At 72.0% G+C, this 12,689-nt stretch carries 9 protein-coding genes; 5 read left to right on the top strand and 4 right to left on the bottom strand.

Annotated elements, in window-relative coordinates:
* Window positions 1–376: 376 nt before the first annotated feature.
* On the bottom strand, window positions 377–1,651 hold the full coding sequence (locus ACFPZN_RS31335) for an NAD(P)/FAD-dependent oxidoreductase (protein WP_378285872.1): 1,275 nt from the start codon (window positions 1,649–1,651) through the stop codon (window positions 377–379).
* A gap of 125 nt (window positions 1,652–1,776) precedes the next feature.
* Between ACFPZN_RS31335 and ACFPZN_RS31340 the strand changes: the two genes are divergently transcribed.
* The 4 genes from ACFPZN_RS31340 (at window position 1,777) to ACFPZN_RS31355 (ending at window position 8,635) form a co-directional block, all read left to right on the top strand.
* Entirely contained in the window at window positions 1,777–3,408 is a 1,632-nt protein-coding gene (locus tag ACFPZN_RS31340; RefSeq protein WP_378285874.1) for a PucR family transcriptional regulator, read from the top strand.
* Window positions 3,409–3,562: 154 nt separating this feature from the next.
* A complete protein-coding gene (locus ACFPZN_RS31345) occupies window positions 3,563–5,323 on the top strand; it encodes a hydantoinase B/oxoprolinase family protein (RefSeq protein WP_378285876.1) in 1,761 nt (586 codons plus the stop codon).
* Complete coding sequence (locus tag ACFPZN_RS31350; RefSeq protein ID WP_378285878.1) at window positions 5,320–7,374, top strand: hydantoinase/oxoprolinase family protein; 2,055 nt, start codon at window positions 5,320–5,322, stop codon at window positions 7,372–7,374. The genes ACFPZN_RS31345 and ACFPZN_RS31350 overlap by 4 nt, the downstream gene beginning before the upstream one ends.
* On the top strand, window positions 7,361–8,635 hold the full coding sequence (locus ACFPZN_RS31355; protein ID WP_378285879.1) for an MFS transporter: 1,275 nt from the start codon (window positions 7,361–7,363) through the stop codon (window positions 8,633–8,635). The genes ACFPZN_RS31350 and ACFPZN_RS31355 overlap by 14 nt, the downstream gene beginning before the upstream one ends.
* 322 nt (window positions 8,636–8,957) lie before the next feature.
* Here the strand turns inward: ACFPZN_RS31355 and ACFPZN_RS31360 are convergent, their stop codons facing one another.
* Both ACFPZN_RS31360 and ACFPZN_RS31365 read right to left on the bottom strand, forming a co-directional pair.
* Window positions 8,958–9,512 (bottom strand): dihydrofolate reductase family protein, encoded by a 555-nt coding sequence (locus ACFPZN_RS31360; protein ID WP_378285880.1) that lies wholly within the window; start codon window positions 9,510–9,512, stop codon window positions 8,958–8,960.
* Window positions 9,513–9,651: 139 nt separating this feature from the next.
* Complete coding sequence (locus ACFPZN_RS31365; RefSeq protein ID WP_378285881.1) at window positions 9,652–10,581, bottom strand: AraC family transcriptional regulator; 930 nt, start codon at window positions 10,579–10,581, stop codon at window positions 9,652–9,654.
* A gap of 143 nt (window positions 10,582–10,724) precedes the next feature.
* Between ACFPZN_RS31365 and ACFPZN_RS31370 the strand changes: the two genes are divergently transcribed.
* Window positions 10,725–11,477: an SDR family NAD(P)-dependent oxidoreductase gene (locus ACFPZN_RS31370; RefSeq protein WP_378285882.1), complete on the top strand. Its 753-nt coding sequence runs from the start codon at window positions 10,725–10,727 to the stop codon at window positions 11,475–11,477.
* 675 nt (window positions 11,478–12,152) lie between these two features.
* Here the strand turns inward: ACFPZN_RS31370 and ACFPZN_RS31375 are convergent.
* A complete protein-coding gene (locus tag ACFPZN_RS31375; RefSeq protein ID WP_378285883.1) occupies window positions 12,153–12,557 on the bottom strand; it encodes a hypothetical protein in 405 nt (134 codons plus the stop codon).
* Window positions 12,558–12,689 lie beyond the last annotated feature (132 nt).

Raw genomic sequence — 12,689 nt, forward strand, 5'->3', positions numbered from 1 at the left:
CCGTCCGCGTCCCGCCGCCCCCCGCAACGCGCAATCACAACGCGCTTCGCGCGGTTCGCTCGCGGGGACGATCGGAGGGAGGGCTACCAGAGCAGCGACCTGCGGAAAGTTGCTTCCCCCTTGAGGGAACAGACCGGGCGACATGACACGGACAGCCTCCGTGCGGACGCTCGCCTTTCGCCGATTCCGAGCGCATCGGCATGCTCGGCATGAGCATGGGCGGGGCCGTCGCGAGCATCACCGGCCGCCGAGGAGTCCGGAATCCGCGCCCTGTGCATGGGGTCGCCCGCCGCCGCCCACACCGGGCCAGTCCGCATCGTCTGGCCGACGGCGGATTCAGGTTGGCCGCACAGCCGAGCGGGGTCCGCCGGCGGGCTCAGAGGATGGCGTCCGGGGCCTTGAAGTCGCCCTCGGCGAAGCGGCTGAACCGGAACGTGCCGGTCTCGTGCCGCGGGGGCGCGCCGACGACCAGATCGGCGACGGACTCGGCGATCGCGGGGGCCAGGCCGAACCCGTGACCGCTGAAGCCGGTCGCCACCACCAGGCCGGCGGGGTCCGGCAACCGGTCGACGACGGGCAGCGCGTCGGGAGTGGAGTCGATCTGGCCGGCCCAGGCCCGCTCGCAGCGGACCGAGGAGAGCGCCGGGACGGCCTCGCGCAGCCGCAGCATGCTGTCGCGGACGCGGCCGTACGTCGGGCGCGGTTCCGGGTCCGGCAGTTCGGCGCCGAACCGGCGGCGCAGGTCGTGCAGCGCCGCGCCGTTGACGCGCAGGCGCAGGCGGCGGGCGTTGTGCCGGAACGCGGGCAGGAAGCGGCGCGCCTGGATCATGGTCTCCAGGGTGAGGTCCACCTCGCCGCCGCCCCCGGTGGACACCACCAGGCGTCCGTCCGGGCGCTGCCGGAACGCCAGGCCGGGTGCCCAGACGCTCGCCCTGGTCAGCGGCTCCACGGGTTCGGTCATCGCGACCGTTCCGCGGACGAGGTTCTGCGGCAGCGACAGCCCCGCGGTACGCAGCAGCCGCCGGGACGCGGATCCAGCCGCGCACACCACGACGTCGGCGTCCAGCGTGCCCCCGTCGGTGACCACACCGCGCACCCGTCCGCCCCGCTGGACGATCGCGCGCGCGGTGTGCCCGCAGAGCACCCGCACCCCGCCGCGCTCGGCGGCCGAGGCGTACGCGCGGGTGGCCGACAACGGGTCGGCGTGCCCGTCCCCGGCCGCGTAGAGTGCGGCGGTGTACGGCAGCCGCAGCCCGGGGACGATCCGCTGCACCTCGGCGGCGCCGATCAAGGCGGTGTCGACGCCGTGCTCGCGGCCGATCCCGGCCCAGGTCCGGTACCGTTCGGCGCCGTCGTCGTCGGTGGCCAGCGCGAGGTTCCCGCCGCGCACCCAGTCGAACGAGGCGTCCAGTTCCTCTTCCAGTTCGCCCCACCGCCGGGTCGCGGCGCGCATCAGCGGCAGCTCGGCCGGGCTGCGGCCCTGCTGGCGCACGAATCCCCAGTTGCGGCCGGACTGCCCACGGCCGATCGCGTCCCTTTCGACGAGCGTCGCGGTGAGGCCGTACCGGACCAGCTCGTACGCGACCGCGGCGCCGATGATCCCGCCGCCGATGATGACGGCGGCTCCGGCGTCCTGCCGTGCCAGGTGCATGAGTTCGTTCCGTCCGTGTGCTTTCGAGGTGGCTCTGCGATCTTCGTTGCGGTCCGGACGGGCGGCAATGAGCGGACTATGACGCGGAACGTCGTTCTATTTCGCGGAATGTGTACCTTGAGGCGATGAGCCTGATCCTCAGGGACGTGCTGCGCTACGAACCGTTCCGCCGTGCCGGGGCCCGCGTCCTGGCCGGTGAGGACGGTCTGGACCGCGCCGTGCGGTGGGTGCACATCTCCGAGATGCCGGACTCGGCGCGGTTGTTCACCGGCGGCGAGCTGCTGCTGACGCAGGGCATGGGGATCAGCCGGGACGCGGACGCGCAGCGCGCGTGGGTGCGGGCGCTGGCCCGGACCGGCCTGGCCGGCGTGGCGATCGAGGTCGGGGTGACCTTCGCCGCGGTGCCGCACGCCCTGGTCGAGGCGGCGGACGAGGCGGGGCTGCCGTTGATCGCGCTGCGGACGCCGGCGTACTTCATGGACATGACGCAGGCCGTGCACTCGGTGATCGTCAACGCGCACTACGGGATGCTGCAGCGCGCGGAGGGCATCAGCCGCCGGTTCTCCCGGCTGGCGATGGAGGGCGCCGGGCTGCCCCAGATGATCGCCGAGCTGGCCCGTGCGGTCGATCATCCGGTGGTCCTGTCGGACGAGGCGCACGAGGTGATCGCGTACGCGCCCGACACCCCGGAGCTGCGCGGCTGGGTGGACGGGTGGTCCGCGCACGCGCGGGTCGGCCATCCCAGCCCGCCGGACGGCTCCCCGGTCGCCGCCGAGTCCGCCGGGCTGGCCTGCGCATGGGTGCCGATCGTCGCGCGCGGCGAGCTGTGGGGGACCATCCACATGCTGGCCCGTCCCCGTCCGATCGACGATGTGGACCGGCTGGCGCTGGACCGGGCCGCCGCGGCGATCGGGCTGGCCTTCGCGTCGGTGTCGGACCTGGAGCGGCAGCGGCTGGACGCGCGCAGCACCTTCGTGCACGACCTGCTCGGCGGCCGGTACGAGGACGTCCGGGAGATGCGGCTGAAGGCGAGCACCTTCGGCGCCGACCTGTCCGGGCCGCTGCTCGTGCTGGTCATGCGCCCGCTGGCGACCGAGCTGCCGGAGGAGGGCCGCGGGGACCGCCTGGGCCGCCCGCTGCGGGCGGTGACGACCGTGACCGGGCGGGTGTTCGGCGTCCAGCCCAGGCCGCTGATCGGTTATGACGGCGGCCAGCTCATCGCCGTCCTGCCGGCCCCCGGCGGCGAGCCCCGGGAGCGGACCGCCGAGGTCGTCGAGCAGTGCGCGGCCCGGCACGGCGTCGACCTGCTCGTCGGCCTGGGCGACCCGGTCGGGATGGACGGCCTGCCCCGCGCCTACGGCGAGGCGTGCGAGGCGGTCCGGTACGGACTGCGCACCGGGCACGGGCGGGGCGTGCTGTCCCCGGACGACCTCGGCATCGACCGCCTTCTGATGGACCTGGACCAGGGCCCCGCGCTGGCCCGGCACGTGGCGCGGGAACTGGGCCGGCTGCTCGACCACGACGCGACCGCGGGCTCCCCGCTGCTGCCGACGCTGGCGGCGTACCTGGAGCACGGCGGGCGCAAGGCCGAGGTGGCGCGGGCGCTGAACATCGAGCGGCGCACCCTCTACTACCGGCTGGAACGCCTCGCGGATCTGGTCAACGGCCCGCTGGACGACACCGACACCCGGCTGCGGCTGCTGGTCGCGCTGCGCGGCCGGGACTTCCGCCGCCGCACCCGCGGCCGGATGGGCTGAACGATGGCGCGGCAGAACGTGTAGTCGGGGCGGTGCCCGTTGCACGTTCTGCATCTTGCTGGGCTCGGGGACCCACCGTGAGTATCGACCGTCAAGAACACGTGGCCGCGCCCGCCAGGCCGATTCCCCGGTTCGCGATCCGACAGGAGTGCATGTGGACCCCGTCACCCAGGAAGTCGTCAGATACCGGCTGTCGGCGATCGCCGACGAGATGGAGACGGCGCTGCTGCGCGCCGCCTACTCGGCCATCGTCAAGGAGGGACTGGACGCCTCGGCCGCGGTCTTCGACCGGTCGGGCGACAACGTCGCCCAGGCGGCGGCGATCCCGATCCACCTGGGCTGCATGATCCCGTCCGTGCGGTCGGTGCTGGAACGCTGGCCCGCGGAGACCATGCGACCGGGGGACGTCTTCATCCTCAACGACCCGTACGCGGGCGGCACCCATCTGCCCGACATCGCGGTGCTGCGGCCGCTGTTCCACGGTGCGGACATGGTGGGCATCGCCGCCACGATGTCGCACCATCAGGAGATCGGCGGCATGGTGCCCGGCAGCCTGCCGCCCAACGCCACCGAGCTGTACCAGGAGGGCCTGCGGCTGCCGCCGATGAAGCTGTTCGACGCGGGCGAGCCGGTCACCCCGATCTTCGACATGATCAGGGCGAACGTCCGCACCCCGGACGTGGTGCTCGGGGACCTGCGCGCCCAACTCGCCGCCTGCCACCTCGCCGAGGACCGGATGCGCGAGCTGGTGGACGAGGTCGGCCTCACCGTGCTGGAGGAGGTCATGGCCGCGCTGCTGGACCGTTCCGAACGGCTGACCCGGGCCCGCGTCGCCGAGATCCCCGACGGCGCGTACACCTTCACCGACTTCATGGACGACGACGGCGTGGACATCGGCCGCCCCGTGGAGATCCGCGCGACCGTCACCGTGGCCGGTTCGGACCTGCACGTCGACTTCACCGGGACGGCACCGCAGGCCAAGGGCCCCTACAACTGCGTCCCGGCCTCGTCCATCGCCGCCGTCTACTACGTGCTGCGCGCCGTCACCGGCCCCGACATCCCGAACAACAGCGGCTGCTACCGCGGCGTCAAGATCACGCTGCCGCCCGGCAGCCTGGTCAACCCGCACGAGCCGGCACCGGTCAACTCGCGCACCGCGACGGTGCTGCGGCTGTGCGACGCGCTGTTCGGCTGCTTCGCCCAGGCCGTACCGGACCGGATGCCCGCCGCGCAGAGCGGCCAGCTCCTGGTCATGAACTTCGGCGGCACCGACCCGGCGACCGGCAGGACGTACGTGACCAGCGAGATCGGGATGGGCGGGATGGCCGCCAGGCCCGGCCTCGACGGGGTGGACGCGGTCGAGGCCAGCGCCTCGAACTGCATGAACGTTCCGGCCGAGGCGATCGAGATGGAGTCGCCGGTACGGGTGCTGAGCTGGCGGATCTGGGCCGACTCCGGCGGCGCCGGGCGCTGGCGCGGCGGCTGCGGCACGGAGAAGGTGTTCACCCTGACCGCCGGCTCGGCCAGCGCCAACTACCGGGGCGAGCGGCACACCACGCACGCCTGGGGCCTGCGAGGCGGCCTCGGCGCCCCGTTCAGCCACGGCGATGTGGAACGTGCCGACGGCACGGCCGAGTCGCTGCCGTCCAAGACGATGGTGCACCTCCGCGAGGGCGACCGGCTGCGGGTCCGCCTGTCCGGCGGGGGCGGCTACGGGGACCCGCACACCCGTCCGGCCGAGGACGTGGCCCGGGACGTGCGCGACCGCCGGGTCACCCGGGACGCCGCGCGCGACCTGTACGGCGTCGTCGTCACCGGCGACGGCGACGTGGACGCCGCGGCGACCGAGCGGGCCCGCTCGTCCGCGGCCCGGCACGACCGTGAGGACCTCGAGGACAAGGAGCGCGACGCGTGACCGTCTCGGTTGGAATCGACATCGGCGGTACCTTCACCGACATCATCGTCTGCCCGGACGACGGCGGCGCCGCGACCATCGCCAAGGTCCCGACCACGGCGCACGACCCGGGCGTGGGCCTGATCGAGGGCCTGTGCCAGGCCCTGGACGCCGCCGGCGCCTCCCCGGCGGAGGTGACCTCGATCGTGCACGGCACCACGGTCGGCACGAACGCGGTCCTCCAGCACGACGGCGCCCGCATCGGGATCATCACCACGGAGGGCTTCCAGGACACCCTCCACATCGGCCGCGGCAAGCGGCGGCAGATGTACGACCTGTTCACCGGCTCCGACACGCCCGACTTCCTCTGCCCGCCCGAGCGCGTGTACGGCGTCCCCGGACGGATCGCCCCGGACGGCACCCAGATCGAACCGCTCGACACCGACGCCGTCGCCAGTGCCGCCGACGAGCTCGTCCTGCGGCACGGCGTCACCGCGATCGCCGTCTCCTTCCTGTTCTCGTTCGTCGACACGCGGCACGAGCAGCGCGCCAGGGAGATCATCGAGGAGCGCCACCCGGGCGTGATCGTCAGCCTGTCGTCCCGGATCGACCCGCGGTTCCGCGAGTTCGAACGGCTCGTGGTCACCGCGATGGACGCCTACATCCGCCCGCTCATCGGCCGCTACATCGCCGGCCTGCGCACCCGGCTCGCCGACACCGGCGTACGGGTGCCGCTCCAGGTCATGGAGTCGCACGGCGGCATCGTCGCCAGCGAGCTGATCGAGGAGCGCGCCGTCGGCACGCTGCTGTCCGGCCTGGCCGGCGGCGCCGCCGGCGCCGCGGCCATCGGCCGCGCCGCCGGCCGTCCCGACGTGCTCGGCTTCGACATGGGCGGGACCAGCACCGATGTCGCGATGATCGTGGACGGGCAGGCCCTCACCCACGACGAGGGCGAGATCGGCGGCCAGCCGCTGCGGCTCCCCACCGTGGACGTGCACACCATCGGCGCCGGCGGCGGCAGCGTCGCCTACGTGGACGCCGCCGGCAGCCTGTGCGTCGGCCCGCGCAGCGCCGGCTCCGCCCCCGGGCCCGCCGCCTACGGCTGGGGCGGCACCGAGCCCACGGTGACCGACGCCAACCTGCTGCTCGGGTTCCTCGGCGAAGAAGGACTGGCCGGCGGCAGCCTGCGGCTGTCCCGCGACCTCGCGGCCAAGGCGATCCGGCAGGTCGCCGAACGGCTGGACATGACCGAGGTGGCCACCGCCTGGGGCGTCCATCGCATCGCCTGCGCCGCGATGGCCGCCGCCGTCCGGGTCGTGTCGGTCGGCCGCGGCCACGACCCGCGCAACTTCGCCCTGGTCGCCTCCGGCGGAGCGGGCGCGATGCACGCCTGCACCATCGCCGCCGACCTGGGCATCGCCGAGATCCTCGTCCCCCCGCACCCCGGCGTCCTGTCGGCGTACGGGCTGCTGACCGCCGAGGTCAAGGTGCCGCGCTGGCGCACCTTCCAGCACGGCACCGCCGATCTCGACCCGGCCGACCTGCGCGCCCGGCTCGACGAGATCGCCGCGGCGGCCCGCAGCGACATCGAGCGGGCCGGCGCCGACCCGTCCGCCATCACCGTCCGGCTCGCCGTGGACGCCCGATACGTCGGCCAGTCGCACGAGCTGACCGTACCGGTGACCGGCGGCGCCGACATGGTGGGCCGCCTGGAGACCGACTTCGCCGACCTGCACCGCCGCCTCTACGGGCAGGACGACCCGCACGGCCGCGTGGAGATCACCGCGGTCCGCGCCACCGCGGCCGCGCCGGGCACCGACCACCGGGTCGGCGGGCACGGCGGCGCACCCACACGGACCGAGCGGCAGGTCTATCTGCCCGAGACCGGCGGCTTCGCGACCGTTCCGGTGCTGTCCCGGGCCGGCGTCACGGGGGAGCTGGCGGGCCCGGCGATCGTGACGCAGGACGACACGACCATCCTCGTCCGATCCGGCTGGCGGGCCCGTCCCGCCGCCGCCGGAACGCTCATCCTCACCCGGCCTGTGACAGGAGGCCGCGATGCCGGACACTAGCGAAGGCAGGCTGCGCCTCGGCAAGAAGGAGCGCGGCGCGTTCCTCGGGGCCTTCCTCGGCTGGCTCTTCGACTACTACGAAGTGTTCCTGCTGACCTTCATGCTCATCCCGATCAAGAAGGAGTTCGGGCTCTCCGGGGCTCAGGGCGCGTGGATCGTCTCCACCTCGCTGATCTTCATGGCGGTCGGCGGGGTGCTCTTCGGGGTGCTCGCCGACCGGATCGGCCGCCGCCGCGTCCTGGTGATCACCGTGCTGATGTTCACGCTGGCGACGTTCGCCCGCGCGCTCAGCCCGAACTACGAGGTCCTGCTGGTGCTCACCGCCATCGCCGGGATGGGCCTGGGCGGCGAGTACGGTGTCGGCCAGTCGCTGATCTCCGAGGCGATCGGCCCCAAGCGGCGCGGCTGGTGGGGCGGCCTGTTCTACGGCGGCGCCTTCCTCTCGATCATGCTCGCCTCGGTCGTCGGCGGGCACGTGCTGCCCGCGGTCGGCTGGCGATGGACGTTCGCGATCTCCGGCCTGCCCGTCCTGCTCGTCATCTACCTGAGGGCGCACACACCGGAGTCGCCCGCCTGGGAACGAACGGCCGCGGCGGCCCGTCCGGCCCCCCGCGAGTACGCCCGCCGCTCCTTCGTCGTCCCGCTCCTCAAGTGCCTGATCGCGGCGATCATGTACTTCTGGGCCTACTACGGCGTCACCACCCTGCTCCCGGACTACCTGGTCTCGAGCGGGTTCAGCATGTCCGACGCATCCTGGTGGATCTTCTTCACCGCGTTCGCCGGGCTGGTCGGCTGCCTGTTCGGCTCCTGGGCCTGCGACCGATGGGGCCGCCGCCCCACCCTCTCCCTGATCATGGCGCTGGCCGCGACCGGCGGACTGATCGTCTACCTGGGAGGGGCCACGCTGCTCGACACGGCGTGGATCCTGGTGCCGTTCTTCGTCCTGTACTTCGGGTCGAACGCCCCCACCATCTTCGGCACCCTGTTCACCGAGGTCTTCCCCACGGCGTTCCGCTCGACCGGGGTCTCCTCGGCCCTGCAGATCGCGCGCGGCACCTCCGCCCTCCCGCCGATCATCGCCGGAGCGGTCATCGACCGCTCCGGCTACACGCCGATCTTCCTCGCCGCCACCGTCCTGTACGCCGGTGTGGCCCTGTGGGCCTGGGTCTTCCCGGAGACCCGCGGCCTGGGCATCGCCACCATCGATGAGCCTGTCCACGCCACGCCGCCCTCGCACCCGATCGCCAGAAGCGGCCTATGAACCCCACCGGTCGCCGCCGCGGCTCAGCGCCGACCCGACATGACCACGGTCGACCGCTACCGAGACACCCGCGGCGAGCCGTACCCCTGGCCCGACGACACGGCGCTTGCACCCGTTGCCGCTGCTGGTACGGCTAGCGGAAGATCATGACCGTCTCGGCAGGGGCGCCCCCGGCTGCTGTTCCAGGTCTCACCGAGCGTGAGGAGTCTGGTCATCGTCTCCAACGAGCTGGTTCAGTGACGCGCGCGCCACTTCGTCCAGGAGCACGCACGGGCGTACAGCCGCTGTGTTGTACGCCCGTGCGGGGTCCGCTCCTGGGCGGTCAGGACCGTACGTAGCGCCGGAACGTGGTTCCCGAGGCGAAGGAACGGTGCTCGACCGGGCGCAGCAGCAGTTTCTTCCCTACGGGCAGGTATGGCCTGCCCTCCCCGATGATCACGGGGAACGTGTACACCCAGAACTCGTCGATCAGGTCCACCAGGGAGGCGGCCAGCTCTGGGCCGCCGAGCTGGAGGGTGCCGTCGATCTCCTGCTTGAGGCGCGTCACCGCGGACACGGCGTCCTTCCGACGGACGATCGTGACCCCTTCGGGGACGGTCTGGAGGGTGTCGGAGAAGACGTACCGCGGCGTCTCCTTGTAGAGCTGGGCGAACTCCCGCTCGATGGCCGGGGCGCCTTCCTGGCCGAGGTCTTGAGTCCAGGGCTTCTCCATCGCCTCGAACAGCCGCCGCCCGAACAGGAACGCCGTGATCCGGCGGACATGGTCGTTGGCCGCCAGGCGAAAGTCCTCGGCCGGTTCCATGAAGTCCATGCCGCCGTCAGGATCCGCGATGTAGCCGTCGATCGAGGTGTTCATCCAGTAGATGACCTTGCCCATGAGACTCCTCTTTGGTCGTAGCGGTCGTCCAGAGTAGAGACCCGATGGAGCGCCGGAACTAATCGCAGGTATGGCGGCCGAACGGCACGGTCACGCCGGCCAGCCCGGCGAGCTCACTGCTGAGCACAGGACGCCTCCTTCAGCTTCCGTTCGCGGCCGAACGCGGTGGCTGCCGTGCCCGGTTCCGGAACTGTGCGGGCGATGAGCCGACCACGCGGCGGAACGCGGTGCTGAACGCGCTCTCGGACAGGTAGCCCGTGGCCCGTGCGAGCTCGGAGATCGACAGAGTGTCGCGGGCGAGGGCGTCGCGCGCGAGGCTCATGCGCCATTGGATCAGGTACTCCAGGGGCGGGACCCCGACGTGGCTCTTGAAGGCCTGGGCGAACGCGGAACGCGACATGTGGCCGATCTCGGCGAGCTCCTTGAGGCTCCAGGAGTGGGCCACGTCCGCGTGCATGGCGCGCAGGGCGGCACCGATGCCGTCCTCGTTCAGGGCGCCCAGCCAGCCTGTGGGCCGGTCTGTCTGACCGGCGTGAGCGCGCAGCATGTGCACGAGCAGGATCTGTGCGAGGTGGTTCTGCACCAGCGGGCCGCCGACGGCGGCGGCCCCGACCTCGGTGGCCAGGAGATCGATCAGCTGCGCGAGCCGCCTGCCGTGAGGATCGGCCACGCGGACGACCACGAGCGGCGGCAGAAGATCGGTCAGGAGGGCCGCGTTCCCGTCGTCGAACGCGATGTGCCCGACGCAGAGGTAGAGGTCGTCCTCGGACTCCGGGCCGATCCGCACGAACCCGTCTTCGGCGCCCGCCCACACCGGCTCCGCGGGGCGCGGGCTTGCGTCGAGCGTGCCGGCCAGCACGTAAGGCGGCGGGTTGCCCAGCATGAAGGTGTCACCCGCCTGCAGGAGCACCGGCTCGTGCCCTTCGAGGATCAACCAGCACGTGCCGCGCACGAGGCCGCCGACCCGCACGTGCAAGAACGTGTCGAAGCGCAACGCCCACTCACCCACGGCCCGGAGGCTGGGCCCGATCACCGTGCGGGGCCTGAGCAGGCCGATCGCGTCAGCCACTGGATCCCCAAAGCCGAGCACCGACGACACCTCCTGGACGATACGTAAAGAACGCCGGACGCTGCATTATGGATAGTATCCCCGATCTCCCGCAGTATCGATGTCGCACGGATCGGCATCGAGAGAGTGATGGAGACACCCCCATGGGACAGCTGAATGGCAAGACGTCGGTGGTCACCGGAGGAAGCAGCGGGATCGGTCTGGCCACCGCCGTACGGCTGGCGGACGAGGGCGCGTACGTGTTCGTCACCGGCCGGCGCGAGGCCGAACTGGAGGCCGCCGTCAAGACCATCGGAGCGGACCGGGCCACCGCGGTCGTCGGTGACATCTCGAAGCCGGAGGACCTGGACCGGCTCTACGAGGCGGTCCGGGCGCGAGGCAAGGGTTTGGACGTGCTTGTGGCGAACGCGGCGGTCGGTGCGTTCGTGACGCTGGAGCAGACCACCGAGGAGCACTTCGACCAGACCTTCGCGGTCAACGTCCGAGGCACGCTGTTCACCGTGCAGAAGGCCCTGCCGCTGCTCAACGACGGAGCCTCGATCGTCCTGGTCGGTTCGACCGCCGGCGACCGCGGAGTAGAGGCGTTCGGCGCGTACGCGGCGTCGAAGGCGGCCGTCCGGTCCTTCGCACGGACGTGGTCCAACGAGCTCAAGGGCCGTGGCATCCGGGTCAACGTGGTCTCGCCGGCATGGATCGAGACTCCCGGGGGCACCGCCGCTTTCGGCGACGAGGAGACCGCTAGGGCCGTCAAGGAGAATGTCGCCGCGACCGTGGCCAGGGGCCGCATGGGTCAGCCTGAGGAGGCCGCCGCAGTCGTGGCCTTCCTGGCCTCGGAACAGAGCAGCTACGTCGTCGGCGCGAACTTCTACGTTGACGGAGGCGCGAACCAGATCTGAGCAGTCACCACACGGTGGGTGGCATCTGAAGTCCCAGGCGCTGGTTGTTGCGCCGGTCGACCGGACATCGCGTACTCGACGTCTGCGATCGTCTTGCAGGGGCCGTCGTGGAAGACGGTCGTGCGTACCAGCGACGCGGACACGCGCGTCATGAACGCGACTGTAGTACTAGGCGGTGAAGGGGATCGGTCGGCCTTGGTGCCCTTGGCGACCTGGCAGGCATTACCGCAGGATCATCCGGCTCGCCGGGTCCAGTGGCACCCGGGGCGGCCGCCGCCCGAGCTGGACCGTCCGGTCGACGGCAGCGATGCCGGAACAGCGCCGCTGATGGTCGAGGGTGCTGTTCTGCACGATGACGAGCACGATCTTGTGGGTTCGAGCGGAGCGGAAGAACTGCCGGACAATGGTGAGTCGCCGGGCCCGGCTGTCGGCAGCATGGCCTGGGACCGCACCGGCACAGCGATGGCACAGAAGGCGGCCAAACATGCCCGTCGCCCCGACACCCGTCGTGTGCCGTGGTGCGGATCGTGTCCCGAACGGCCGCTGGAGACGTTGCGAGAATCGTCCAGCGGCCGGGCCGTGTCAGCTGCCGGTGCCTGCGGGCTGGGTCTTTTGTTCTGTGGGGGAGCTGCGGCGGGTTCGGCGGTCCCTGCCCTGCGGGAGGCGCTGGGGCCACTATTTGTCGATCTTCATGACGACGTAGTCGCCGCCCGGTCCGTCCGGCCAGGTGATCTTGCGCGGTTGCCACAGGTTCTTGCCCGCGGCGGCCTGCGACCTTCTCCATCCCGACGTCGGAGGCCGCGTGGTCGACGTGGGCTCCGGCGTCGACCAGCGCAGGTCCTCGACGTTGGTGCCCGCGTGCTTGGACCAGGTCAGGCCGGTGGAGACCGATGGCGCCGTGCCCGGACACGGCCGTCGCCGCCCAGGCGTGCCGCGCTCGGGGGTCAGGAGGCCGCGGAGCTTGCGGCCGGCGCGGCGGCGTCGGGCCCAGCCACAGCAGCAGGCCACCAGTTCGCTGTAGAAGCGCCCCGTCTCGCCCAGGTGCAGGTGGCGGTGCAGGTTGGAGATCCAGGCTCGCACGAGCAGTGCCCCCTGAGTTGCCGTAGCTCTCCAGCTTTCCGCGTACCTGCGCGGTGTGCGGATCGACGAACACCGCCAGCTCGGCGGTAAGCCGGGAACGTCCAGCAGGACCCGGGTGGTGTGCCCGGAGCC

Source organism: Actinomadura rugatobispora (assembly GCF_042656285.1).
In the GTDB taxonomy this organism is placed as follows: Bacteria; Actinomycetota; Actinomycetes; order Streptosporangiales; family Streptosporangiaceae; genus Spirillospora; species Spirillospora rugatobispora.